Below are 24453 nucleotides of genomic sequence, written 5' to 3' on the forward strand. Positions count from 1 at the left end.
GACCGGCGGGAATGCTGTTCGCGTCGACGATCGACATCGGGGGCACGGAGTTCCAGGTGTCGATCCTGTGGTGGATCCTGGTTGCGGCGGTCGCGGCGCTCGTGCTCGTGCGCACGCCGTTCGGCAACTGGATCTTCGCGGTCGGCGGGTCGGCCGTGAGCGCCCGCGCGGTCGGCGTTCCGCTGGTTCGCACCAAGATCCTGCTGTTCATGACCACGGCGTTCGCGGGCTGGATCGTCGGCTCGATCAATATCCTGCGGTTCGACAGCGTGCAGGCCAACCAGGGCATCGGGCAGGAACTGCAGTTCATCATCGCCGCGGTGGTGGGCGGCTGCCTGCTCACCGGTGGTTTCGGCTCGGCGATCGGTGCCGCGATCGGCGCGCTGATCTTCGGCATGGCGCGGCAGGGCATCGTCTTCGCAGGCTGGGACAACGACTGGTTCATGTTGTTCCTCGGCGTGATGCTGCTCGCCGCGGTGCTCGTCAACAACACGTTCCGGCGACGCGCGGAGAGGGTGCGCAGATGACTCCCCTGATCGAGGTCGCCGGCATCGGCAAGTCCTACGGCAGTGTCCATGCCCTGCGCGAGGTGTCCACTGTGGTCAATGCGGGCGAGGTCACGTGCGTGCTCGGCGACAACGGTGCCGGTAAGTCGACATTGATCAAGATCCTCGCCGGAGTGCACCAGCACGACACCGGGGAGCTGCGGGTCGGCGGCGAGCCGGTGCGGTTCTCCTCCCCGAGGGACGCCCTCGATCACGGCATCGCCACCGTCTACCAGGACCTCGCGGTGGTGCCGCTGATGAGCGTGTGGCGCAACTTCTTCCTGGGCTCGGAGCCGACGATCGGGTTCGGTCCGCTCAGGCTGCTCGACCGGGGCAGAGGCAGGCGGGTGACCAAGCAGGCGCTCGCGGAGCTGGGGATCGACCTGCGAGACGTCGAGCAGCCGGTGGGCACGCTCTCCGGCGGCGAGCGGCAGTGCGTCGCCATCGCGCGGGCCGTCCACTTCGGAGCGAAGGTGCTGATCCTCGACGAGCCGACCGCGGCGCTCGGTGTGAAGCAGGCGGGGATCGTGCTGCGGCACGTCGCGCAGGCGCGCGACCGGGGGCTGGGCGTCGTGCTCATCACCCACAACCCGCACCACGCCTACCCCGTGGGCGACCGCTTCCTGCTGCTCAACCGCGGCGCACCGCTGGGCACCTACGAGAAGTCTGAGATCGACCTCGGCGAGCTGACCAGACAGATGGCGGGCGGGGCGGAACTGGCGGCGCTCGAGCACGAGCTGCGGTCGGTGGAGACGTGAGCGTGGAGGTTCTGACGGTGAGCCGGGTCGGGGTGGACCTCTACCCCGAGCAGAGCGGCGTGCCCTTGGCCGAGGTCAGGACGTTCGCGAAGTCGCTGGGCGGAACGGCGACCAACGTCGCGGTGGCCGCCGCGCGGCTCGGCAGGCGCACGGCTGTGCTCACCAAGGTGGGCCGCGACGGCTTCGGCGACTACGTGCGCACGGCACTGCGCGGCTTCGGGGTGAGCCCCGACCACGTGGGCACCGCGCCCCGGCTGCAGACGCCGGTGGTGTTCTGCGCGCTCGACCCACCGGAGGACCCGCCGCTGCTGTTCTACCGGGAGCCCCTCGCACCGGACCTCGCACTGGAGGTCAAGGATGTGCCGTGGGAGGTCGTGGAGTCGGTGCCGCTGCTGTGGGTCACCGGCACGGGCGTGTGCGCGGAACCGGCCCGCAGCACCCAGCACGAGATCCTGCGGCACCGGGGCCGCCGCGCCCACACGGTGCTGGACCTGGACTACCGGCCGATGTTCTGGCCGGACGAGGCCGCGGCGCGCACGGAGATCGGCGCGCTGCTGGAGCACGTGACCGTCGCCGTGGGCAACCGGACCGAGGCCGAGATCGCCGTGGGCACCGCCGAACCGCCCGAGGCGGCGAACCGGATGCTGGAGCGCGGCGTCGAGCTGGCCATCATCAAGCAGGGCGGCGACGGCGTGTACGTCGCGACGCGGGAGGGCTCGTGGACGGTGCCGCCCCGGCCGGTCGACGTCGTGTGCGCGCTGGGCGCGGGGGACGGCTTCGGCGGGGCGCTGGTCCACGGCCTGCTGTCGGGCTGGCAGCCGCCGAGGATCGCGGCCTACGCCAACGCGGCGGGCGCGATCGTGGCGTCCCGGCTCGCATGCGCGGACGCCATGCCCACCGCCGCCGAGATCGAGAGGACGCTGGCGAGTTGATCACCGACGAGCAGTGGGCTGAGCTGTTGCGGGTCCGCGCGACCGATCCCGATGCGGTGCGCCGGGCCTACGACCGGCGCGAGCGAAGAACGAGTGTGCTCTCCGAACGCGGCACGCTCTTCCTCGTGGCCGCCGACCATCCGGCGCGGGGCATGGTGGGCGTCGGCCCCGACCCGCTGGCGATGGCCGATCGCAGGCGGTTGCTGGAGCGGCTGCTGGTCGCGCTCGCCGACCCGGCCGTCGACGGCGTGCTCGGCACCCCGGACGTCGTGGAGGAGCTGCTGCTGCTCGGCGCGCTCCACGACAAGGTGGTGCTGGGCTCGATGAACCGGGGCGGGCTCGCGGGCGCCGACTGGGAGATCGACGACCGGTTCACCGCCTACACCGCCCGCTCGATCGTCGACTGTGGACTCGACGGCGGGAAGATGCTGTTGCGGATCGTGGACTCCGACGCGGGAACCGCGCCCACGCTGGAGTCGTGCGCGCGGGCGGTGTCGGAGCTGGCGTCGGCCGGACGGCTCGCCCTGGTGGAGCCGCTGCCGTACGCGCGGGAGGGTGGCACGCTCGCACTGCGGCGGGACGCGGCGTCGCTCGCCCGCGCGATCGGCATCGCCTCGGGGCTTGGCGCCACGTCGGCGTACACCTGGCTCAAGCTGCCGAGCGTGCGGGAGCCCGCGGTGCTCGACGCGACGACGTTGCCGGTGGTGGTGCTCGGTGGCGTGCCCGCCGGGGACTATGCGGCCGACCTGGAGCAGTGGGGCACCACGCTGCGGCACCCGGTGGTGCGCGGGCTCGTCGTCGGCCGCTCGCTGCTGTACCCGCCGGACGGCGATGTCGCCGCCGCGGTGGCCGCCGCGGCCCGGGTGCTGGAGAAGTCGCGGTGAGCGCCCTGCACCGCCCGCACGGGACACTCGCCGACGGGGCCGATCCGGTGCGGCTCATGCCGGAGGACGCGGGCTGGGCCTACACCGGCCTGCGGGTGCTGACGCTGGAGCCGGGGCAGCCGCGCGCGATCACCACCGGCGAGTTCGAGGCGTTCGTGCTGCCGCTCTCCGGCGGATGCGACGTCGTCGTCGAAGGGGAGCGCTTCGCCCTGCGCGGCCGGACGTCGGTGTTCACGCGGGTCACCGACTTCGCCTACGTGCCAAGGGACGCCGAGGTGACACTGTCCGCAGTGGAGGGTGCCGAGATCGCGTTGCCGATGGCGCGCTGCGAGCGCAGGCTCGAGCCCCGCTACGGTCCCGCCGAGTTGGTGCCGGTGGAGGTACGCGGAGCGGGCAACGCCACCCGGCAGGTGACCAACTTCGGCGTCCCCGGCGTGTGGGAGCACGCCGACAAGCTCAACGCGTGCGAGCTGATCACCCCGGACGGCAACTGGTCCTCCTACCCGCCGCACAAGCACGACGAGGCCACCGAGTGCGAGGTCGTCAACGAGGAGATCTACTACTTCCGCATCGCCGGCCGCGACGGCACCACGCCCAGCGGCGCGGGTTTCGGCCTGCACCGCACCTACACCGCCGACGGCGAGCTGGACGAGGACGTGGCCGTGCGCGACGGCGACGTGTTCCTGATCCCGCGCGGCTACCACGGACCGTGTGTCGCGGCGCCCGGCTATCCCCTGTACTACCTCAACGTCCTCGCCGGGCCCGGTCCCGAGCGTTCGATGGCCTTCTGCGACGACCCCGCCCACGGCTGGGTCAGGGACACGTGGCGCGACCAGCCCGCCGACCCGCGCTGCCCGGTGACCGGAGCCGAGGGGAGACGCACATGAGGCTGACGACCGCGCAGGCGCTGGTGCACTGGCTGGCCGCGCAGCGCGCCGAGCTGCTCGACGGCACCGAGGTACCGCTGTTCCCCGGTGTGTTCGCGATCTTCGGGCACGGCAATGTACTCGGACTCGGAAGCGCGCTGGAGGAGCACCGCGAACGGTTGCCGGTGTGGCGGGGGCATACCGAGCAGGGCATGGCGCTCGCGGCCGTCGGCTACGCCAAGGCCACGCATCGCCGCCAGGTCGGGGTGGTGACCTCGTCGATCGGTCCCGGTGCGCTCAACATGGTCACCGCCGCGGGCGTCGCGCACGCCAACCGCCTGCCGTTGCTGCTCCTGCCCGGCGACACGTTCACCGGCCGCGCGCCCGATCCGGTGTTGCAGCAGGTGGAGCACTTCGGCGATCCGGCGGCCACCGTCAACGACGCCTTCCGCCCGGTGAGCCGCTACTTCGACCGCATCGTGCGGCCCGAGCAGTTGCCGCACACGCTGCCGCAGGTTGCGAGGGTGCTCACCGACCCGGCCGACACCGGCCCGGTGACGCTCGCGCTGCCGCAGGACGTGCAGGCCGAGACGTTCGACTTCCCCGGCTCGCTGTTCGAGCCCGTGGTCCGGCGCGTGCCGCGGCCCCGGCCCGACACGCGCGAGGTCGCCGAGGCCGCCGACGTCCTGGCGGGGGCCCGGCGGCCGCTGCTCGTACTGGGCGGGGGCGTGCGCTACTCGGACGCCGGGCGCGAGGCGCTCGCGTTCGCCCGCGAGCACGACCTGCCCGTCACCGAGACCACCGCGGGCCGCACCCTCGTCCCGCACGACGAGCCGCTCTACGCGGGCCCGCTCGGCATCACCGGCTCGGCCTCGGCCAACGCGCTCGCCGCCGAGGCCGACGTGGTGCTCGCCATCGGCACCCGGCTGCAGGACTTCACCACCGCTTCGTGGACGGTGTTCGACCCACGGGTGCGCCTGGTGACCCTCAACGTCGCCCGGTTCGACGCGGTCAAGCACGGGGCCACGGCGGTGGTGGCCGACGCACGCGAAGGGCTGGCCGAGCTGACGGTCGCGCTGCGGGGCCGCGGCGTCGTCGACCCGGCCTGGACGGTGCGGGCGGCCCTGGAGCGGGCGCGGTGGGACGCCTACGTCGACGGCCTGCGCGCGCCAGCCGAGGGGCTGCCCACCTACGCGCAGGTGGTGGGCGCGGTCAACGACGTCGCCGAGCCGGGGGACTACGTGATGACCGCGTCGGGAGGGCTGCCCGGTGAGCTGGTGGGCGGCTGGCGTGCGAACGGCACCGCGAGCATGGACGTCGAGTACGGCTTCTCGTGCATGGGCTACGAGCTCGCCGGTGCGTGGGGCGCGGCGATGGCACGCGACGGCGTGGTGACGACGCTGCTCGGCGACGGCTCGTACCTGATGCTCAACTCGGAGCTGTTCTCCGCCGCGTTCGCCGGGCACCCGTTCGTCGCGGTGGTGTGCGACAACGACGGCTACGCCGTGATCGCGCGCCTGCAGGAGGGCCAGGGCGCGCCCGCGTTCAACAACCTCTATCCCGACTGCGCCTCGGCACACGAGAACCCGCCGCGGGCCGACTTCGCCGCGCACGCCGAGGCGCTGGGCTGCCTCGCGTTCGCCGCCGCCGACCTCGCCGGATTCCGCGACGCCTATGTCAAGGCGCGCCAGGCCGCGCGCACACAGCGCAGGCCCGCGGTCGTGGTGCTGCGCACCGATCCGGCCGCGTGGACCGACGCCGGGGCGTGGTGGGAGGTCGGCGTCCCGCCGCACCTGCCCGGCCACGCCGAGTACGAGGTGGGCAAGGCACGCCAGCTGCGGTACCGCGCCTGAGTTGTCAGCGGAAGGCGGCGTCCGTGGTGGGGGTGCGAGCGAGTTCCGCGGCGAGCTTCCGTGCACGCGTCCGGTAGGCGGGCGTGGTGAGCACCGTGTCGAGCGCCGCCCGCAGGCTCGCCGCGTCCGGCGTGGCCCGCACGCCCGCGCCCGCCTCGGCGACGCGCCGCGCGTTCAGGTGCTGGTCCTCGGCGAAGAGCGGCGCCACCACGAGCGGCACCCCGGCCGCGAGCGCGCCGAGCATCGACCCGCCTCCGCCGTGACACACCACGGCGGAGGCGCGGCCGAGCACCGTGTTCTGGTCCACCCAGCGTTCCACGCGCACGTTCGGCGGCGGTTCGCCGAGCGCCGCGGGATCGAGCCCGTGGCCGACGGTCAGCAGCACGTCGGCGTCGAGCCCGGCGACCGCGGTCAGCGTCTCGGAGAAGACCGGCGCCGCCCCGGGCATGGCGCCCGTGACACTGCCGAACGTCGCATAAACGAAGGGCCGTCCCGTGCCCTCGCCCGGCGGGGCCCACGCCGGGTCGCGGAACCGCCTGGTTCGTGGCGGGTCCGGTATCGAGGGGTCCTCCAGCCCGGCGGGGAAGAGCGTCAGGTACGGCGACGCGCGAAGACGTGCTGCGTCCGGGTCGGGAGGAAGCCCGGAGGTGCGGCGCAGCCCGTCGAGGTTGCCGGCCGCGTAGCGCAGCACCAGCTCCTCCATGACGGCGAGCCCGATGGCGATCCTGGTGTGCGGCACGTCGTGCAGTTCCGCGGCCACCGCGGCGGCGAACTCGGCGCTCTCGCGCACCACGACGTCCGGCCGCCAGTCCGCGATCGTGTCGGCGAGCCGGGGGAGTGCGGCCCGGGGCCGGAGCCTGCCGAAGATCTCCGCGCACATGAAGGCATTGGCCTCGTCGTGCGGGAGTGTCGCGAGCAGCTCGTAGGCCGCCCGCACCGCGTCGGCAGGCGGGTCGTCGACGCGCCGGAACGCCGCACCGGTCGCCTCCGCGGTGCTCGTGAGCGCGTCCGGCCCGGTGACCAGCACGTCGTGGCCGCTTCGCAGGCAGGACCGCACGAACGGAGCCATCGGGCCGAAGTGCCCGGTTCCCGCGGTCGAGGAGAACAGCACCCGCATCGCCTCACGATACGCCGTCAACTCAAGGTTGACGAGGCTCGATCGTCAACTTATGGTTGACGCATGACCGAGTCCATCCAGATCCGGCTCGACGACCTGATCGAGTCGATCAAGAAGGTGCACACCGACGTTCTCGAACAGCTCACCGACGCCGTGCTCGCCGCCGAGCACCTCGGCGAAGTGGCCGACCACCTGATCGGCCACTTCGTCGACCAGGCCCGCCGCTCCGGCGCGTCCTGGACCGACATCGGCAAGAGCATGGGAGTCAGCAAGCAGGCGGCACAGAAACGCTTTGTGTCGAAGCCCGACCTCACGCTCGACCCGGACGAACTCGGCCGCTTCACCCCGCGCGCCAAGAACGTCGTGCGGCTGGCGCAGGACGAGGCACGCGCCGCGGGCAACCCCGAGATCGTTGCCGAGCACCTCGTCCTTGGCCTGCTGGGCGACCAGGAATCACTCGCCGCCAAGGCGATCACCGCCCAAGGGGTGACCCTGGACGCCGTCCGGCAGGCCGCCGTCGCAGCCCTGCCGTCGAAGGCAGGAAGCGTGCCCGATGCCGTCCCGTATGCCGCCACCGCGCGCAAGGCGCTGGAGCTGACCTTCCGGGAAGCGTTGCGACTGGGCCACAACTACATCGGCACCGAGCACATCCTCCTCGGCCTGCTGGAGAACGAGGGCGGCTCCGGCGTGCTCACGGACCTCGAGGTCGGCAAGGCCGACGTGGAGTCCACCGTGCTCGCCGCGCTCGCCCAGGTCGTCGCCGACCGTCCACAGTAGAGGATCACGCCGGTGGGAACGGCACGGACTCCAGCACCGGCAGCAGCTGCTCCTCCTCGTAGTCCAGGTGCGCGGTCAGCTCGGCCGACATCCGTTCCAGCTCCGCCAGGAACCGCGCCGGGTCGGCGGTGGTGATGTCGGCGAGCAGCTTCTCCAGCTCGTCCTTGATGCGTGACACCGTGCCGTGCTCCCCGCGGAGCCGGGCGATCGCGTCCCGCAGGTGCGGGTACTGCCGCTCCAGGTTCGGCAGCAGCACCGCGTCCTCGCCGCTGTGGTGGAAATGCAGTCCCTCGCAGAAGGCCAGGCAGTGCTGGCGCAGCTGCAGGCTCAGCCCCGGCGGCCCGCCGGTGCGCTGCGCGAAGTACTCGTCGGCCTGCCCACGCAGGTCGGCGAGCTGAGCCCGTAGCCACGTGTGGATCTCGACGAGCTTGGCGGCGAGTGTCGTCACCTCGGCGGGCTCCGTGGCCCGTTGCGGCCTGCGCAGCACCACCACGGGAAGCGCGCGCTCGGTGCGGGCCTGGTAATCGCCGAAACCCGGTTGCCTGGCCACGACCTGCTCGAACAACCGCTCACGCTCGGCGCCCTCGGCGGGCACGGCGATCGCGCCGAAGGTCTCGGTGCCCAGCTCGACGCGGACCGCGGGATGGGCGAGCAGGTTGTGGTACCAGGCGGGGTGGCGCGGCCCGCCGCCCGCGGAGCCGACGACCACGAGCTCGCCGTCGATGTGGAGGTAGGCGAGCGGTGACGTGGTCTCGTGGCCCGACTTCGCGCCCACCGTGGTGAGCAGCAACAGGTCACCGCCGTCGAACGGGCCCCCGACCCGGCCGCCATTGGCGCGGAACTCGTCGACGACGGGCTGGTTGAACGGCGCGACCCTGGCGGGCATACCCAGATGTGCCGGCAAGTGGAAATCTCCTTCGGTATGGGAAAAACGGCAGGAGCGCACGACAAAGGCGCCCTCTGGCGAATGTGGACACACGCGCCCGTGACCGTGCGGATGTGGTGAGAGAAGAACGTGGGCGAGGTGGAAACCTTGCCGCTACGGCAGAATCAGCCGGCGTCCGTGAAGTGAGAACTCACGATGGACCCCCTAGTGATGACGGTGCCTCCATGTCGGCCACCTTCAACGCGGTTGGCGACACGCGACACGAGCGCCATTACACCCGAAGCGTGATCGTGCTGTCAACGTGAGAGAAGGCGGGAAAATCGCCATGATCGGGGGGCCGGCTTCTACTGTTACGCGAGCTGCCTCGCGCTGGTGCTCGCGCCGGGACCCTTCGCGCTCGCGTGGCGCGGAGCCACTCCACCGCGGCGGCGGCCTCACCACCGCGCGGACCACTTCGTGACGGTGCTGGGGGTCGACGACACCTCGGTACTGCTCCACGATCCGCACGGCTAGCCGTTCGCGACCTTGCCGGTCGAGGCGCTCGCCGCCGCGTGGCGTGGGGGCTCGATCGGCTATCCCACCGAGCCGTTCACCGCGTGGTCGGGTTTCGTGAGGGTGCGCGAGGTGAGCCCGGAGGAGGCGCTGCCCGCGGCTGCGGCCTGGCTGCGGGCCGGTGACGCGGGCTGGGTCGTCGAGCGGCTCCGGGAAGGACTCGACCACACGGCGCGGGAACATCTGGCGCGGGTCGCGGTGCGGGTGGGGTGGGGGGCGGCGGCTCGCCGATGCCGCCCACTGGCTGGGCCGGCTGCGTCTTGGTGCGAGCGGCGGCGGCAGGCGCGGCCGGTCGGGTCGCGGCAGTACCCCCTCGTCACTGGCGACGTCGCCACGGTGGCCCGGATCCTGCGGGAACTCGCGCCCACCTGCCAAGAGCTGCTCGCCGCGCTGGAGGTTCCCTAAGCGGCGTCGGCGGTGCGGCCCTGCGCCGCGGCCATGCTCGCGCGGCAGGTACGCACGATCTGGCGGGTCGCGACGCCCGCGGGGGTGTGCCCGCAGCGGGGGCAGGTGACCGAGACGTGCCACGTCAGCTGGTCGACGGCGACGTTCGCCGCGGTCGAGCAGTCCCGGCACCAGCGGTGCCCGGTGACCACGAAGACGTGCTGCGGGCTCGCGATGCACTCGTGCACCCAGCGCCGGTGGGTGCGGCACGTCAGCCGCTCCAGCGGATCCAGCCCGTGCGGCTCCGCGGCGTCCTCGGCGGTGAGCGTCTCGGCGAGGGCACGATCACGCAGCCCGGCGTAGGCGGCGTCCACCCGTGCGATGCGGTGCCCACGGTGCCGGTCGCGGCGCAGCAGCGGCGTGACGGCGGCGTCGGTGACGGTGGTCTGCGCGGTGCGGTGTTCGGACATCGTCGGCCTCCTCCCGGTGTGTGCCCCCCTCGGGCACCCTCTACCGATACGTCGAAGCAGGTACCGCCGAATCGACACACCGCTGCGGAAGAATCGGGGTTACCGGAAGGCCGACGTCGCGAAGGAGCAGCCGTGCCGCACTACCTGCTCAGCATCTACCAGCCGGACGGCGACCCGCCGCCGCCTGAGATCCTGGAACCGATCATGCGGGACCTGGAGGCCGTGAACACCGAGATGCGCGAGGCGGGCGTCTGGGTGTTCGCGGCAGGACTGACCGCGCCGGACACCGCGAGCGTCGTACGTGCCAAGGGCGGCGACGTGCTCGTCACCGACGGTCCCTACGTCGAGGGCAAGGAGCACATCGGCGGTTTCACGGTGATCCGGTCGCCCGACCGCGAGACCGCGCTCGGCTGGGCCAGGAAGGTCGCCGAGGCGATCACCCTGCCGATCGAGGTGAGGGAGCTGCACGGCTGAGCGGCCCTCAGCGTGGCGTGTGCTCAGCCAGCTCGACGCGCACGCCGTCGGGGTCGGTCAGGAACACCGACCATCCGGTTTCGTGCGTGCTGCCGGGCGCCGGGTTCCACCTCGGCGGCCCGCTGTTCGCCAGGCCGGCGGTCTCGAGGTAACGGTGGGCCATCCTGGCGTCCTCGACGCCGAACGCGATGTGCGCCAGCCCCGGCGCGTTGCCCTCTGAGCTCGCCGGCGTGGAGCCCGGCGGGTCGACCCACTGGAGCAGCTCGAGCCGGAACGGGTCGTCCTCGCCGAGCTGGAGCGAGGCGCTCGCGACCTCGACCTGACCGGCCAGCCCCAGCGGCAGTCCCGGCAGCAGGGTCGACGTCTCCTTCGCTGCCACGTCGAAGCCGAGGTGCTCATACCACTCGATGCTGCGGGCCAGGTCGGCGCAGTTCAGCCGCAGGTGCGACAGCACGGGGCCGTCGGTGTCGGTGAGGCGTGACTGGACCAGCTCCACCGTGACCCCGTCGAGGTCGAGAGTCCACGCGGTGGGCCCGGTGCCGGTGGGCCAGCCCGAGGGCAGCATCCGGGCGTCGCGGCCCGCCCTGGCCACGGCGGTGCGCACGGTCGCCACCGACTCCACCCGGAAGCCCACCGCTCGTAGGCCGATCGTGGTGGCGGGCGTGGGCACCACCGTGTGCGCACGTGGTTCGTGCCACTGGACGAGCTCCAGCGCGGGGGTCCGACGGGACCAGCGGCGGTCCCAGAGGCGTGACCTGGTGCGATGCGCGGGCTGCGAGATGCCCAGCGCGGAGACGTCCGCTTCGGCGTCGGTGAACTCCCCTCGCTGCCGCAGGTCGAGCACCTCGCGGTAAAAACGGGCCGACTTCACCCGGTCGGCGGTGTTGAGCGTGCAGCGGAGGAAGGCATGCGCGGCCGCGTCGTCACATGGCATCCGGCATCCCTCCTTAGGGCGACCTTACGAGAGTAGTGCCGGACCGTTGGGACTGAACAGTTTCCCCGGCAGGACCAGGCCGTGAGCTTCGTCCCAGATCAACGACTTCGCCGTGCCCCCGCTGTCTCCGAAGTAGACACTGCGGGCTGCCCGTGCCGATACGTGTCCTGTCCGTGACAGCCCTGTGTCCTGCGGTAACGCCCGGCTCCAGTGGCCGATTCGTAGGTGTACACCGGCCGTCGCACAGGGAGCGCAACGTGGTCGAGAACTCGTCATCGGGGCTGTCGCTGCTGCCTGGCGAGGTGAGCGTGACGGTGACCCGCGAGGAGCACCACCAGCCGGAGCTGGCGCGGTACGCCCCGGTGGGCGGCGAGCGCCGCGTGGCCGTGGAACTGGGCTGGTGCACGGTCACGTCGGGCAAGCACCGGGGAAAGCGGGCCGTCGAGGTGAGGCTCGACGGGCGCCGCATCGGCGAGCTGACGTACCTGATGTCGCAGCGTTACGGGCCGCTCGTCCAGCGAGTGGAAGATTCGGGGGCCAGACCCGGATGCGAGGCGCTGATCCAGCAGGGCGAGAAGAAGATCGAAGTCGTGCTGCGCCTGCCGAAGGACGTCGACGGCGCCCTTCGGCCGCCGACCGCCGAACCGGCGACGACGCCGATCCCGGTCGTCTCGATGCCGACGCCGGCACCGCGGCCGACGAGCGTGTTTCAGGCGGCTCCCGCCCCGGCCCCGCCGCCGCCGCGCCGCCCGTGGTACCTGCGCCGTCCATTGTGGATCGCGGCCGCGGTGTTCGCCCTCTTCCTCCTGATCGGCATCGTCAACGGGGGCGAGGAGGACGGGCAACAGCCGTCCTCCGACGTCGCTCTGCCGACCACCACGACCACCACGAGGGCGCCGGTCACCACCACCGAGGAGCCGGAGCCGACGACGGAAACCCCCGAGCCGGAGCCCCCGGCGGCGCCGCCGGAGCCGACCTACCGGGAGCCGGCCCCCGAGCCGGTGCTCTCGGAGGAACCCGCACCGCCGCCCCCACCGCCCCCGGCCCCCGAACCGGAGCCCGCACCCGGCTGCCACCCGAGTTACGAAGGCGCTTGTGTGCCCATCGCGGAGGACGTCGACTGCGAAGGCGGCAGCGGCAACGGTCCCGCCTACGTGCGCGGCCCGGTGCGAGTGGTGGGCGACGATGTGTACCGCCTCGACAGCGACGGCGACGGAAACGCTTGCGAGGACTGATCGCGAAGCGTCCCGTGTGGACCATGAACGACGAGCCCGGCCGCACCGCGTGCCGGGTCCGGCGGTCGCGTGATGCGAGTCACGAAGTACCCACGCGCGGCCACGAACGAGGGAGCCCGGCGCGACGTGTATGGAGCATGGCGTGGTCCGGCGCTGCCGCTCGGCGGAGGACCAACCTGCCGGAAGGCATGGCTCAGTGCTGGCCGCCGCAGCGTTTCTCCCCTGGTCAACGCTGTGACCAGGGGTGGAGCGCCCCCGGCAGGACTACCAAAGGATGGGAACGGGGCTGACCAAGGCCGTTCCATCGGCACGTTGACTCTCGAGGCGAGGTTCGAACTTCCGGGCTCGGGAGCGAGGCCGTCATGAGTTCCAACGCACAGACAGTTGCTCGATTCGTCACGGTCACGATGAGTCTGGTCATCGGGCTGACCTTCCTCTTCGGCTTTGGGTGCGCCACGAGGCGCTGTTGTTGCGGATGGAGGTGGAAGACCGTCCATCGCTCCGTCGTCGTAGCGGCGGGGTGAAGCTGGAGGCAGCCTGACCCAGGGGTCGCTGGGTTGGGCGGGAGCAGCCTCGACAAAGTCGCGTCGGCCTGGCACTGCCGGACGGGTCGGGCGTGGTGAGCGAGACGGGAAGGTGTACGCGAGGAACCGGTTTCGTTACGCCTCTTCACGAATAGCCAGCTCTAACCCGGTGGATTCGGGCTGGTGGGCGGTGCGCACCTGCCTCGGGAACGGGGTGGGGAACTTCAGGTCGGGTCTCCGAAGTCTGGGTCTGGAGGCCACGGTGAAGGTCTACGGCGTAGCCGTGGCGATGCCGCAGGGGTATAGCTGGACGCCTCACCCGTCAACCGGACAACAGTGAACGTGGGAACCATCCCGGCCGCATTCCCCGCCGCGCTGCGCAGCCAGCGAAGTGGGTGAGGATAGACGCGACGCCTGTCGAAGCGCCGGGGTTGGGGCGGAGTCGCCGTAGTACTCCGAGCCGGGGAAAGCCCGTGCACATGGGGAAGGGCGACAGTGCGTCAGACAGAGAGGGAAAGCAATGTCCGAAGACGCGCCGGTGAATACCGGCGCCGTGGTGTGGCCGGATGTGGAGTCGGCGGCGATCACGGTACGGAGGATGCAGACCAAACTACATCGCTGGGCGACCGAGCAACCGGGGCGCCGGTTTGGTGATCTGTTCAACCTCGTTGCTGATCCGGCGTTCCTGGTGTGCGCGTGGGAGCGCGTCACAACCAACCAGGGCGCGCGGACTCCGGGTATCGACAAGGTCAGTGTTGGCTTGGTCGAGACCTGGGTGGGGACCGAGGCTTTCTTGGCCCAGATCCGGGATGCGCTGAAGTCGGGCGTGTTCCGTCCGGTCGCGGTGCGGCGGGTGATGATCCCCAAGGGGAGCACGGGGAAGTTCCGGAAGCTCGGGATTCCCACCATCACCGACCGGGTGGTCCAGGCGAGCCTGAAGTTGGTGCTCGAACCCATTTTCGAGGCAGACTTCAAACCCTGCTCGTATGGGTTCCGTCCGAACCGGCGCGCGCAGGACGCGGTGGCCGAGATTCATTACTATGCCTCGAAGCCCCGGAACTATCACTGGGTGCTGGAGGCGGACATCGAGGCCTGTTTCGATGAGATATCGCATCGGGCGTTGATGGACCGTCTGCGGGTGAGAATCACGGACAAACGGGTGTGTGCGCTGGTGAAGGCGTTCCTGAAAGCCGGTGTTCTGACCGAACTCGGAAACCGGGAAGAGACACTGACAGGAACACCGCAGGGTGGAATCTTGTCCCCGCTGCTGGCCAACATCGCCCTGTCCGCGCTGGACGATTATTTCGATCGGCAGTGGCGGGCGATGGGCAGTAGATACCAGCGGGCCAAACGCAAGGCAGCCGGGCACGGTGTGTGCAGACTCATCCGCTATGCGGATGATTTCGTCCTGATGGTCTGGGGCGAGCGGCATCATGCCGAGGCGTTGCGGGAGGAGGTGGCGGCCGTGCTGGCCCCGTTGGGGTTACGGCTGTCGCCGGACAAGACACGGGTGGTCCACATCGACGAGGGCTTCGATTTCCTCGGGTTCACTCTTCGCCGTCAGTGGAACCGAGGAACTCGAAAGTATTGCGTCTATACCAGGCCGTCCAAGAAGGCGATTCAGTCAGTCAAGGACAAGGTCAAGATGAGGACGTACAGATCAACCCGATACCAGGACCTGGATGTGGTGCTGAGAAGCGTCAACCGGGTCTTGGTGGGGTGGGCGAACTATTTCCGCCACGCGGTCGCCAAGGTGGTATTCAGCGCGATCGACAACCATGCGTGGGGTCGGCTGATGCGCTGGGTGCGCGCCAAGTACGGCGGCCAGCATCGGATCGGAATGCCCGAACTCCGGCGTCGTTTCTGCGACAAAGGGTGGCGATTCGCCCACAACGGGGTCGTGTTCACCGGCGCATCCAGCGTCGCGGTGACCCGTTACCGCTACCGCGGCAGCACCATCCCGACCCCGTGGACACCCCGACCGGCAGCCGCCCACAGCGGCTGACCAGCGGGTAAGACGCATGGAGCGCCCGGTGCGGTGAAAGCCGCACGCCGGGTGCGGGAGGGGCCTGCGGGAAACGACCGGTGGCAACACCGACACCGCGCCCGCAGGCCTACCTCACGAACGTCCTGAATCTGGCCTTGAAGCTGCAGGTACCTGTGCTCGTTGCACCGCTGGTGGCACCGGCCGTGGACCTGACGGTGCTGGGCTTGCTCGTCGGTACGCGGCACCTGGCGGTGTCCGGCGCGAGCGAGGATGTGCTGCGGCCAGCACGACGTTTGCTGCTGGCCGCGAGCGTGGTGACTCTGTTGCTGAACGTCGCAGACCCGGTGTGCGCTGGTCAGTGGGGAAAGGCGGCTTTCGACGCAGTCGGGCCACTACTGCTAATCGGGTGGGCCGAGACAGGACCTGGCCTTCTGCGAGCTCTGAGCGCCGCTAACATCGGTCCAGGGCCAGCGCATTCGTCGATGTCCCCGTCGGCGGACTCGACGGGTGGCCGCGTCGAACAAGAGACGTCGTACCCTTCAGCCCAGCGGCGCGCCAAGCTGTTGGGGGCAGCGACCCGCAAGACGACTAATCTCGACGAGAAACTCGTGGAGCGATCGCGTCGGGCGGACGCTGAACACTGGCGACGCTACCGCCGCCCTATCTCCGCCGAGACGTTGCGGAAGCAGCTTCGGATCAGCGCGACTACCTCACGGAACCTCGTGGCAATTGTTCGCGCCGCGAATGTCGACGATCTTCGGAAGTCGGCCGGTTGCGCTCTTTGAAAAGTAGGCCACCGTAGTCGTGGTTGTTGTACCTTGGCTGTGGTCCTGCGGGAGGGGAGCGTGTCAATGTCGGTGTTGCGCAGCCGGTAGCACCTCCCGTGAGAGCACGTCGGAGCGGCATTCTTGGCGCGTCCAGCCCGGAGTCGCGGCCCGCCTGGTCTGCCAGGCGGGCCGCGCTCTCCCGGATCCAGGGCGCACTCGTGCGGTCGAGCGCCATGGGGATGGGGGACCGGAGGTTTGGTGGGACCGGTGACATCACCTGAAAGTGAACGACTGGACGCATGCTGTTGTGGGGCCGAACGGCTCTAGCGGTGACCTTCACAGGGCCCCAGACTTCAGCGTGGTGCGGCAGCTCGCGGAGGACGGGGTCTTGACCATCGCGGGCGGGTGCCATCCTTCGGGTCGCGTGGGGTGTACCGAAGGCCGAGCTGCGCGGCTGGGCAATGGAACGACACGCGGCCGCGCGGCCCCGGGCTCCCCTGGGTGGGCTCGGGACGCGCGAGTCGGGGGCGTGTCCCGAACCGATTGCTTAGTCGCGCCAGACGACAGGCGTGTTCGACCGTGTAGGCCGCGCGATGGGGGCGTCGCACGAGCAGGGGCGCCCGTCCTCCCTGGAACCCAGCGGTCTGTCGCTTCCGGCTGAATACTGACCCTCTGGTTCCGCGCGAACTTTGACCCACCCCATGACGATCATGAGGTGCTGAACGTGGAGGACTGGGCGGAGATTCGCCGGTTGCATCGGGCGGAGGGGATGGCGGTTCGGGCTATCGCCCGCCGGCTCGGGATCTCGAGGAACACGGTGCGGAAGGCGCTCGCGTCGCACGCACCTCCGAAGTACGAGCGGCCGGCGAAGGGCTCGATTGTGGATGCGGTGGAGCCGCAGATCCGGGCGCTGCTGGCGGAGTTCCCGGACATGCCCTCAACGGTGATCCTTGAGCGGGTGGGCTGGCAGCGCGGGAAGACGGTGTTCTTCGAGCGGGTGCAGCAGCTGCGGCCGCTGTTCAAACCGACCGATCCGGCCTCGCGCACGGAATACCAGCCGGGCGAACTGGCGCAGTGCGATCTGTGGTTCCCGCCTGTGGACATCCCGCTCAGATTCGGGCAGGTGGGCCGCCCACCGGTGTTGGTCATGGTCTCCGGCTACTCGCGGATCATGGCCGCCCGGATGCTGCCCTCGCGGCAGAGTCCGGACCTGCTGGCCGGGCATTGGGCGCTGATCAGCGACTGGGGCCGGGTGCCCAAGGCGCTGGTGTGGGACAACGAGGCCGCTGTCGGGCAGTGGCGCGGCGGCAAGCCGCAGCTGACCGAAGCGATGAACGCCTTCCGCGGAACGCTCGGCATCAAGGTGATCCAGTGCCGCCCGGCAGACCCGGAAGCCAAGGGACTGGTCGAGCGGGCCAACGGCTATCTGGAGACCTCGTTCCTGCCCGGCCGCGCCTTCACCAGCCCCGCCGATTTCAACACCCAGCTCGAGGACTGGCTGGTGCGGGCCAACACCCGGCAGCACCGTCGGTTGGGCTGCCGCCCGATCGACCGCTGGGAGGCCGACAAGGCGGCGATGCTCGAGCTACCGCCGGTCGCCCCGGTGGTGGGGTGGCGCAGCACTACCCGGCTCCCGCGCGACCACTACGTGCGGCTGGACTCCAACGACTACTCCGTGCACCCCAGCGCCGTCGGTCGCCGGGTGGAGATCAGCGCCGACCTCGACGCGGTCGTGGTCACCCTCGCCGGTGTCGAGGTCGCCCGGCATGCCCGTTGCTGGGCCGATCACCAAAGCATCACCGACCCGGTGCACGCCGCCGCGGCCGCCGAACTACGGCAGGCCCGTCGACTGGTCGCTGTCGCTCCGGTGCAGACCGCTGTCGAGCAGCGCAGCCTGGCCGACTACGACCGACTGTTCGGCCTCACCGACACCCCGGTCAGTGCCGAGGGGGTCGCGTGATGGCCAGCAAGACAAGCAACGGCAACGGCCGCAATGTGGCATCCGAGATCGCCTACCTGACCCGGGCGTTGAAGGCACCCTCGCTGGCCGGGTCGGTGGAGCGGCTGGCCGACCGGGCCCGCGCCGAGACCTGGACCTATGAGGAATTCCTGGCCGCCTGCCTGCAACGCGAGGTCGCCGCCCGCGAAGCCCACGGCGGCGAAGGCCGCATCCGCTCGGCCCGATTCCCGTCGCGCACATCGCTGGAGGAGTTCGACTTCGATCACCAGCGCTCGCTCAAGCGGGACACCATCACCCACCTCGGCACCCTGGACTTCATCACCGGCAAGGACAACGTGGTCTTCCTCGGCCCACCCGGCACCGGCAAGACCCACCTGTCCATCGGATTAGGCATCCGGGCCTGCCAGGCCGGGCACCGTGTCGCCTTCGCCACCGCCGCCGAATGGGTCGCCCGGCTGGCCGACGCCCACCACGCTGGCAAGCTGCAAGAGGAGCTCGTCAAGCTCGGCCGCATCCCGCTGCTCATCGTCGACGAGGTCGGCTACATCCCCTTCGAAGCCGAAGCCGCGAACCTGTTCTTCCAGCTGGTGTCCAGCCGCTACGAACGAGCCTCGCTGATCGTCACCAGCAACAAGCCCTTCGGCCGCTGGGGTGAAGTCTTCGGCGACGACGTCGTCGCCGCCGCGATGATCGACCGCCTCGTCCACCACGCCGAAGTCATCTCACTGAAGGGAGACAGCTACCGACTCAAGGACCGAGACCTCGGCCGCGTCCCAGCGGCCACCAAGACCAACGACTAGCAACATCCCGGGGTGGGTCAACCTTCACCCGGAACAACCGGGTCAGGATTCAAGCGGCGTTGACACCGTCGCCGGTGCCTGCGGCCAGAGAAGCCCCCGGCCGCCGGGGGGACATCAGACCGGGGCGAGGCGGCTCGGCGGCTATGACACCGATCACCCAGAACGGTAGTGTCTCGGAGCGGTCCGACCCGGCTCGCGCGGCTCACTTCTACCGATCGAGTGAGAAAGACCGGCGAGTCCAGCACAGGGTCACCGTGGTGCCCGTGTCGGTGGAGCTGATGGTGACCGCGTCGGCCAGGCCGCGCATCAGCGGCACGCCCCGGCCGCCGTGCCGGTGGCTTGGCCGGTCGCTCCACCGGCCCGCGTCGGAGATCGTGACTTCGATGGTGTGGTCGACGGCCCGGGCGGTGACCGCCATGGTTCCCCGGACGGCGTCCCGGTAGGCGTGGGCGACTGTGTTGGCCATCGCCTCGTACGCGGCCAGCTTGACGTCCTCGACCAATCCCGAAGGCAGCCCGTGTGCGCGTGCCCAGCGGGCCAGTTGGTTGCGCAGCAGAGTGGTTTCACTGCTGACCGCCGGGACCCGGCGGTGCCATACCGCTGGTACCTCTCGCGGCCGCTCCGTCTCACTTGCCATACCACCCTTGCCTCACTGCTCGCATCCTCCGAGATGTAGCCCGCGGGAGTGAGCGACAAACGACTCCGCCGCGGCAGTCACAGTCCACTACGCCGTGCGCGTGCGCGCCATTTCCATCGAGCATCGGGCGGCAACAATTGGGCCTCGTCGAAGTCGCCGCGGGCGTACAGTGGGGGCACTAGCGTTGCAGGTGGCGCGCTCGCGCGGCGATGGGCGTGCTTCGACCAATGAGGGCTGCGGACGGCGAGCGTGCCCGACGGCGCACTGGTTCCGTGGTCGGATGGGGGTCACCATGACCGGCAACCAGGACAGGGACCCAGCCGCCAGGGCGGCAGCGGCCCTGCTGTCCGCGGATGTGACACGCCGTGACTCGTGTTGCGTGGTGCCGGGGGCCGGCGAGGTTGACATGGTCGCGGTGGAGGAGGTGCGGCGCGTGGTTGGTGATGAACCGGCCGGCAGGACACAAGCGCTGATCATCGACATGCGCGCGGTCTGTTTCTGCGGCTCCGCCGGGGTGAGCTACCTCGCCGAGCTCGCCGAACGCGCCCACGCTCGCCAAGCGCATCTCGCCGTCGTCCCGTCACCGCCGCTGAACCGGGTCCTGAAGATCGTCGGCCTCGACCGGGCACTGCCCACCTACGCCACCGACGCCGTGGCGGTCGCCGACCTCGGCATCCCTGACCAGTGCCGCTGACCTCCCGGGAAAAGCCGGTCAGGTCTGCAGCATGCGCGGCCTGAACGGCGAGGAGCCCCCGGCCCCGCGTTCACGCGCCGCCGGGGGCTCCGCTCGGGCTCCTGCCAGCGTTCACGGCGGCGCGGCGACCCATTGGACGCAGGTGGGGCGCTGCCTGGTGGTGACGCACTCGCGCACGGCCGCGTGCATGGTCTCGATCGGCACCTCGGAGCCGGGGGTCCTGGTCGTACTGGTGGCCGTCCCAGGTGAAGTACTCGACCGGTTCGGCGTTCAAGCCGTTGAGGGGCAACTGGAGTTCGCTGGGGTCGGCCCAGCTGCGGCAGCCTCGGTCGCCGCGGATGCCGGCGACGAGCACGTGCTCGCCGTCCTCGCCGGAGTACAGCTCCCATACCACGCCAGCCTCGGGCGGGCGGGCCAGTTCGCGGCTGACGTTGTCCATGATGCGCAGGAGCTCATCAGCGTCGGGGATGGTGGTGACGTCGCAGGCGGGCTGAGCTGTTAACGTGGTGCTCATGCTGTCCCCTCGTAGGTTTCCGTGAACGGTTCGCACCGCTGACTGGTGCCGTGCACGGTCAACGTGTGCCCTTCGGGAAGGTACCTCGGCAGCACCTCTTGGCCACCGAGCAGCATGCGACTGCGGGCCCGGCAGGGCTCGTTGTTGATCGTGACCTCGCTGTGCGTGCTCCCTTCGAGCAGCATCTTCGCGGCCACCTTGAGTTCCACGTGGTTGCCCAGACGTCGAGCGGTCTGGTTGGGGAACCCCAGCTCGGTGAGTCGCTGGCGGATCGCGGGTGTCCACGTGCCGTCCTGGCCGGAGGTCAATGGCACGAGACTGCCGTCGGCGAAGCCCACGGTGCGGTCGACGGCTGGCCGGCTCGGACTCTGCAGGGCAGCATGTCGACGCACCATGCGGCCTCGGTCGGGTACCGCGAGCCGTCCGGCGCTGGCACCCCCGGCGCGGTCGGTGCGGGCGCGGGTGTCGGATCTGGCCGTCGTGGTGGTGTAGTCGGGTCGCGCCCGGTGGCGCCCAGCTCGTGCAGGTAGGCCCGCAGCGACTCGTCGACGGTTCGGAGTGGGCCGTGGACTGCGGTGGCGGCCTCAGCAGCCTGCGAGGCCGAGACGGGTAGCTGCTTCGCCTCGGGGTCGTTCGCGCCATACAGGACGGCGGCGTAGGCGTCGCGCGCTTCGCCGAGGAGTCCTGCGACGTGCTCCGCGTCGGCACGGACCCGGGCCAGCAGATCCAGGGCTCGCCAGATCGCCGCCGCGAGCGCTTCCACCGACATCCGTTTACCCCCGCCGGAGCATGGCACGCCAGTCCGACATCTCCCGTGCTCAGCTTCCACGGTGCCCAGTCCTTTCCGGTGCGTCGGTCGAGGGCCCGCCCGGCGCTGGGAGGCGGGCGTAGGCGCCGGGCGGGCATGCGCGGCGCGCCTTGCGGGTGGCCGGCGTCGCTGGGCGGTCGACGCGACCAGGGCAGCCGATGGTCAGGGTGGTGTGCTGTTGTCGTCGGGGCTGCCCGGTTCCTGGTGGCTCGGGACACCAGACGTAGATGCCATCGCGGACGTAGACCACCCACTGGAATGCCATCGCCACGAGAATCAGGTCGCCGAATGTCGCGAAGGGGGTGGGGCATCGGGGTTGCGCACGTCTCGCCCTCAGCTTTGATCCGGCGCGGGGCGAAGACGTTCAGCCACGGCATGTTCATGTGGGGTGGGGAGGACCGAGCATGACGTCGGCCTCAGGCCAGTGCGGGGGCTTGATCTGGTCGAGCACATCGAACGCCGCCTGTTGTTCGCCCTCCTCGACGAAGAGGTACAGGTCGCCCCACTGCTCACGGCTCAGGTGTGCAAAGTCGCCTTCACGGCTCACGCACCAGCTCACGCCGGTCTCCTCCCGCCGGTGGCGAAGGGTACAGAAACATCGGAAACCGTCGGAACATTCAAGATCGTCGTAAACGTCACTGACCAGCGGATTCCGTCGGGAACGTCCTGTAAAAGTGGTCCGTGCCCAGCAAGCTCGTAACCACTGTGAGGCCGCCAAGGAGATCGGCGTCTCGCGGCAGACGCTGTCCGAATGGGCCAAGGACGGCGTCGTCACGCCGAAGTACCGGACACCCGGCGGGCATGCACGGTGGGATGTGGAGGACCTGCTGCGGCAGCTCGACGAGCGGCACGATCAAGGCTGACCTGTCGGCCGCGCGTCGATGATGACGCGCTGCGGGGCGATCATCCGGGCGTCCAGTTCGGCGGCGCGCGCGTAGAGATCCGCGGTGATACCACCGAGAACCTCGGCGAGTTGACGAAGCCCCTCGGCCGGCAACTCGCCCCCGTCCTGGTGAATCATCAGCTCGACCACGACGTCGCCGAGGTGCACATTCACCTGTGCCAGCCGGGCGAGCAGTTCTCGATCGCGAGCGATCATGCCGCCACCTCCACCTGTCTCGGGGTCGACTGCGTCAACCACATGCAGGTCTGACACGTCGAGGGATCGACCAGCCGCGCGTCGACAGCACTCGGCCAGATCAGCCGGTTGCAGCGCGTGCGCACGAAGGAGATGCCTCGACCGTCCTGCCGTGTCTCGAGGACTACATGCTTCTGCTGGCCAACGGTTTGCCATGTTCGAGCTGCCACGGCGCCGCGCTCCTTCCGTCCGTGCGGTCCGAATATCCCTCTACGGTCGGCGCGAAGGCAATAGAATTCATAGAATTCTTGCGCAACTTCACCTGTTTGCGTCAATGATGCAACTTTGTGTGTTCATTCCGGCGTGCGGATGGCGCGGATGGACACTCGTGGCGCGGGCGACTTTTCATGGATTCTGTAGATTCCATGACGAGCTACGGAAGGATGCACTCGTGAAGCTGACTCACCTGGGGAGCACGTCGAAGAACGGTGGCTGCCCGGAGGCATACGAGACTGATCGCGGCACCTTCGTCGTTCAGGGCACGAGGGTCACCGATCCCGAGGCGCTCGCGATTCTTTGTGAGCGTGGTTTGCCCGACCACGAGACCGCGGTCGAGATCCCCAAGGAGCTGGTGGAGTTCTTCCAGGGGGCCCGTGGGTGACGGTACGTCGTCTCGGCCCCGGCGAGCTGGGCGCACTGCTCGACACAGTGCGCCGCTCGTCGTGGCGGTGGGAATGCCAGGGTCACTACGCCGTCGACGAGGACGAGCTCGACGCGTGGCGCGCCGGCCAGCCGGTCGAGGAGACCGACGAGGACCGCGCTTGGCACGCCTACATCCGTCGCCTGCGCGCTGCGGGCATCCCGTTCGAGCGCGTGCGGATGCTCACTGACCCGCTCAGCGAGTACCTGCGGTGGATGCTCTCGGTCACCCACGCCAACGTCGAGGCGGGCGAGGGCATCCGCTGGATCGACCAGCACCAGGCGGCCCAGCTGGGGATGCCGGGCTACGACTTCTACATCCTCGATGACGACCGGGTCGCGGTGCTCTGCTTCGATGAGCAGACCGAGCTGATCGGCATCGACCTCGACGACGACCCCGAGGTCGTGCGGCAGCACCAGGGGTGGCGTGATCTGGTGTGGCCGCTGGCGACGACCCACGCCGACTACATCGCAGGGAACAGGTGAGCATCGAGAAACGGCAGCTCACGTTGGCCGACACGTTGCGCGGCCTGCGCGAGCGGGCGGGGTTCCGCACCGGCAAGGACTTCGCGGCGCACATCGGCTGGCTGCCCTCGAAGGTCAGCCGGATCGAGAACGGCCGCACCCTGCCGAGCGACGCCGACGTGGCCGCGTGGGCCGTAGCGGTCGGTGGCGGCGACCTGGCGCAGATTGAGCTGCGTGACGAGGTGCGCGAGATCCGGCTCGAACGCGGCCGCTGGAAACGACAGCTGCGGCACGGTCACGCCGATCTCCAGCGCAGCACCGCTAAGGCTGTGCACGACGCCCGCTCGATTGTGATGGTCGAGTTCTTCCTCGTGCCCGGCCTGGTTCAGACCGCCGAGTACGCCCGCGCCGTGTTCGAGCTCGCGGCCGAGATGCACCAGACACCCCGCGACTCCGACGACGCGGTACGCGAGCGGATTCGGCGGCAGGACGTGCTCTATGACCCGGACAAGCGCGTCGAGATCCTCGTCGCCGAGGCCGCCCTGCGCTACCCGATCTGCCCGCCGGTGGCGATGCGGGCACAGCTGGACCGGCTCGGCAACCTCGCGGGCCTAGCGCACGTCCGGCTCGGCGTGCTGCCGCTCGACACCGTGCTGCCCACCGTCACGATGCACGGCTACACGATCCTCGACGACACGGTCACGATCGAGGTCAACCACACCGATGTCGTCGCTACCGACCCCGAGGACGTGGCGCTCTACCGCGGGATCACCGACCGGCTCTGGGAGGCAGCCGCCGAGGGTGACGACGCACGTGAACTTCTTTCGCGCGTCACCACCCCCACCCGCTAGGC

At 70.1% G+C, this 24453-nt stretch carries 29 protein-coding genes; 19 read left to right on the forward strand and 10 right to left on the reverse strand.

From position 1 onward, the window contains the following. The 6 genes from BA062_RS38790 to iolD form a co-directional block, all read left to right on the forward strand. The coding region (locus BA062_RS38790; protein WP_425453015.1) for an ABC transporter permease at positions 1 to 527 on the forward strand (527 nt) is incomplete at its 5' end. Continuing rightward, complete coding sequence (locus tag BA062_RS38795; RefSeq protein WP_110344104.1) at positions 524 to 1303, forward strand: ATP-binding cassette domain-containing protein; 780 nt, start codon at positions 524 to 526, stop codon at positions 1301 to 1303. The genes BA062_RS38790 and BA062_RS38795, both read left to right, overlap by 4 nt. Beyond that, a complete protein-coding gene (gene iolC, locus BA062_RS38800) occupies positions 1300 to 2235 on the forward strand; it encodes a 5-dehydro-2-deoxygluconokinase (RefSeq protein WP_110344105.1) in 936 nt (311 codons plus the stop codon). The genes BA062_RS38795 and iolC overlap by 4 nt, the downstream gene beginning before the upstream one ends. After that, positions 2232 to 3119, forward strand: a complete 888-nt coding sequence (locus BA062_RS38805; RefSeq protein ID WP_425453017.1) for a Cgl0159 family (beta/alpha)8-fold protein — start codon at positions 2232 to 2234, stop codon at positions 3117 to 3119. The genes iolC and BA062_RS38805 overlap by 4 nt, the downstream gene beginning before the upstream one ends. Further along, the gene (iolB, locus tag BA062_RS38810; protein WP_110344107.1) at positions 3116 to 4006 is read left to right on the forward strand and encodes a 5-deoxy-glucuronate isomerase; all 891 of its coding nucleotides are present in this window, start codon (positions 3116 to 3118) and stop codon (positions 4004 to 4006) included. The genes BA062_RS38805 and iolB overlap by 4 nt, the downstream gene beginning before the upstream one ends. Then, a complete protein-coding gene (iolD, locus tag BA062_RS38815; RefSeq protein ID WP_110344108.1) occupies positions 4003 to 5838 on the forward strand; it encodes a 3D-(3,5/4)-trihydroxycyclohexane-1,2-dione acylhydrolase (decyclizing) in 1836 nt (611 codons plus the stop codon). The genes iolB and iolD overlap by 4 nt, the downstream gene beginning before the upstream one ends. A gap of 4 nt (positions 5839 to 5842) precedes the next feature. Here the strand turns inward: iolD and BA062_RS38820 are convergent, their stop codons facing one another. Continuing rightward, on the reverse strand, positions 5843 to 6955 hold the full coding sequence (locus BA062_RS38820; RefSeq protein ID WP_110344109.1) for a glycosyltransferase: 1113 nt from the start codon (positions 6953 to 6955) through the stop codon (positions 5843 to 5845). 63 nt (positions 6956 to 7018) lie between these two features. Here BA062_RS38820 and BA062_RS38825 point away from each other — a divergent pair, with 63 nt between their 5' ends. Next, entirely contained in the window at positions 7019 to 7732 is a 714-nt protein-coding gene (locus BA062_RS38825; protein WP_110344110.1) for a Clp protease N-terminal domain-containing protein, read from the forward strand. A 4-nt stretch (positions 7733 to 7736) separates the two neighbouring features. Here BA062_RS38825 and BA062_RS38830 read toward each other — a convergent pair whose 3' ends face one another. Then, the gene (locus BA062_RS38830) at positions 7737 to 8636 is read right to left on the reverse strand and encodes a nitroreductase/quinone reductase family protein (RefSeq protein ID WP_245960241.1); all 900 of its coding nucleotides are present in this window, start codon (positions 8634 to 8636) and stop codon (positions 7737 to 7739) included. Between the two features lie 507 nt (positions 8637 to 9143). Between BA062_RS38830 and BA062_RS38835 the strand changes: the two genes are divergently transcribed. Continuing rightward, the gene (locus tag BA062_RS38835) at positions 9144 to 9575 is read left to right on the forward strand and encodes a hypothetical protein (protein ID WP_110344112.1); all 432 of its coding nucleotides are present in this window, start codon (positions 9144 to 9146) and stop codon (positions 9573 to 9575) included. Here BA062_RS38835 and BA062_RS38840 read toward each other — a convergent pair. Next, complete coding sequence (locus tag BA062_RS38840) at positions 9572 to 10024, reverse strand: hypothetical protein (protein ID WP_245960242.1); 453 nt, start codon at positions 10022 to 10024, stop codon at positions 9572 to 9574. The two genes, BA062_RS38835 and BA062_RS38840, sit on opposite strands and share 4 nt — an antisense overlap. A 132-nt stretch (positions 10025 to 10156) precedes the next feature. Here BA062_RS38840 and BA062_RS38845 point away from each other — a divergent pair, with 132 nt between their 5' ends. Further along, positions 10157 to 10498 (forward strand): YciI family protein, encoded by a 342-nt coding sequence (locus tag BA062_RS38845; protein ID WP_110344113.1) that lies wholly within the window; start codon positions 10157 to 10159, stop codon positions 10496 to 10498. Between the two features lie 7 nt (positions 10499 to 10505). Here BA062_RS38845 and BA062_RS38850 read toward each other — a convergent pair whose 3' ends face one another. Beyond that, on the reverse strand, positions 10506 to 11432 hold the full coding sequence (locus tag BA062_RS38850; protein ID WP_110344114.1) for a VOC family protein: 927 nt from the start codon (positions 11430 to 11432) through the stop codon (positions 10506 to 10508). Positions 11433 to 11689: 257 nt separating this feature from the next. Between BA062_RS38850 and BA062_RS40905 the strand changes: the two genes are divergently transcribed. From BA062_RS40905 to istB, 5 genes are all read left to right on the forward strand, one after another. Further along, positions 11690 to 12667 (forward strand): hypothetical protein, encoded by a 978-nt coding sequence (locus BA062_RS40905; protein WP_245960243.1) that lies wholly within the window; start codon positions 11690 to 11692, stop codon positions 12665 to 12667. A gap of 1044 nt (positions 12668 to 13711) precedes the next feature. After that, the gene (gene ltrA, locus BA062_RS38860; protein ID WP_110344115.1) at positions 13712 to 15196 is read left to right on the forward strand and encodes a group II intron reverse transcriptase/maturase; all 1485 of its coding nucleotides are present in this window, start codon (positions 13712 to 13714) and stop codon (positions 15194 to 15196) included. Between the two features lie 80 nt (positions 15197 to 15276). Next, complete coding sequence (locus BA062_RS38865; RefSeq protein ID WP_110344116.1) at positions 15277 to 15963, forward strand: hypothetical protein; 687 nt, start codon at positions 15277 to 15279, stop codon at positions 15961 to 15963. A gap of 697 nt (positions 15964 to 16660) precedes the next feature. Beyond that, complete coding sequence (gene istA / locus BA062_RS38870; RefSeq protein WP_110344117.1) at positions 16661 to 17905, forward strand: IS21 family transposase; 1245 nt, start codon at positions 16661 to 16663, stop codon at positions 17903 to 17905. Next, positions 17905 to 18705 (forward strand): IS21-like element helper ATPase IstB, encoded by an 801-nt coding sequence (istB, locus tag BA062_RS38875; protein ID WP_110344118.1) that lies wholly within the window; start codon positions 17905 to 17907, stop codon positions 18703 to 18705. The genes istA and istB overlap by 1 nt, the downstream gene beginning before the upstream one ends. 208 nt (positions 18706 to 18913) lie before the next feature. Here the strand turns inward: istB and BA062_RS38880 are convergent, their stop codons facing one another. Beyond that, positions 18914 to 19342 (reverse strand): ATP-binding protein, encoded by a 429-nt coding sequence (locus tag BA062_RS38880; RefSeq protein ID WP_110344119.1) that lies wholly within the window; start codon positions 19340 to 19342, stop codon positions 18914 to 18916. A gap of 292 nt (positions 19343 to 19634) precedes the next feature. Between BA062_RS38880 and BA062_RS38885 the strand changes: the two genes are divergently transcribed. Beyond that, positions 19635 to 20036, forward strand: a complete 402-nt coding sequence (locus tag BA062_RS38885) for an STAS domain-containing protein (protein ID WP_158303280.1) — start codon at positions 19635 to 19637, stop codon at positions 20034 to 20036. Between the two features lie 70 nt (positions 20037 to 20106). Here the strand turns inward: BA062_RS38885 and BA062_RS40910 are convergent, their stop codons facing one another. From BA062_RS40910 to BA062_RS38905, 4 genes are all read right to left on the reverse strand, one after another. After that, on the reverse strand, positions 20107 to 20550 hold the full coding sequence (locus BA062_RS40910; protein ID WP_228714353.1) for a hypothetical protein: 444 nt from the start codon (positions 20548 to 20550) through the stop codon (positions 20107 to 20109). Further along, positions 20547 to 20858 (reverse strand): DddA-like double-stranded DNA deaminase toxin, encoded by a 312-nt coding sequence (locus BA062_RS38900; RefSeq protein WP_158303279.1) that lies wholly within the window; start codon positions 20856 to 20858, stop codon positions 20547 to 20549. Before BA062_RS38900 ends, BA062_RS40910 begins: the two co-directional genes overlap by 4 nt. Continuing rightward, positions 20855 to 21319, reverse strand: coding sequence for a hypothetical protein (locus tag BA062_RS40140; RefSeq protein ID WP_146770629.1), 465 nt, complete (start codon positions 21317 to 21319; stop codon positions 20855 to 20857). Before BA062_RS40140 ends, BA062_RS38900 begins: the two co-directional genes overlap by 4 nt. A gap of 418 nt (positions 21320 to 21737) precedes the next feature. Beyond that, entirely contained in the window at positions 21738 to 21917 is a 180-nt protein-coding gene (locus BA062_RS38905) for a hypothetical protein (protein ID WP_110344124.1), read from the reverse strand. A 115-nt stretch (positions 21918 to 22032) separates the two neighbouring features. Here BA062_RS38905 and BA062_RS38910 point away from each other — a divergent pair, with 115 nt between their 5' ends. After that, complete coding sequence (locus tag BA062_RS38910) at positions 22033 to 22221, forward strand: MerR family transcriptional regulator (protein ID WP_110344125.1); 189 nt, start codon at positions 22033 to 22035, stop codon at positions 22219 to 22221. Here BA062_RS38910 and BA062_RS38915 read toward each other — a convergent pair. After that, the gene (locus BA062_RS38915; protein ID WP_110344126.1) at positions 22212 to 22457 is read right to left on the reverse strand and encodes a hypothetical protein; all 246 of its coding nucleotides are present in this window, start codon (positions 22455 to 22457) and stop codon (positions 22212 to 22214) included. The genes BA062_RS38910 and BA062_RS38915 overlap by 10 nt on opposite strands. Positions 22458 to 22887: 430 nt before the next feature. Here BA062_RS38915 and BA062_RS38920 point away from each other — a divergent pair, with 430 nt between their 5' ends. The 3 genes from BA062_RS38920 to BA062_RS38930 are packed head-to-tail and all read left to right on the forward strand — an operon-like array spanning position 22888 to position 24451. Beyond that, positions 22888 to 23097 (forward strand): hypothetical protein, encoded by a 210-nt coding sequence (locus tag BA062_RS38920; RefSeq protein WP_110344127.1) that lies wholly within the window; start codon positions 22888 to 22890, stop codon positions 23095 to 23097. Beyond that, positions 23094 to 23621, forward strand: a complete 528-nt coding sequence (locus BA062_RS38925) for a DUF6879 family protein (RefSeq protein ID WP_228714352.1) — start codon at positions 23094 to 23096, stop codon at positions 23619 to 23621. The genes BA062_RS38920 and BA062_RS38925 overlap by 4 nt, the downstream gene beginning before the upstream one ends. Continuing rightward, on the forward strand, positions 23618 to 24451 hold the full coding sequence (locus tag BA062_RS38930) for a helix-turn-helix domain-containing protein (protein ID WP_110344128.1): 834 nt from the start codon (positions 23618 to 23620) through the stop codon (positions 24449 to 24451). The genes BA062_RS38925 and BA062_RS38930 overlap by 4 nt, the downstream gene beginning before the upstream one ends. Positions 24452 to 24453: the final 2 nt, after the last annotated feature.

The organism is Prauserella flavalba (genome assembly GCF_003202235.1).
Lineage (GTDB): Bacteria > Actinomycetota > Actinomycetes > Mycobacteriales > Pseudonocardiaceae > Prauserella_A > Prauserella_A flavalba.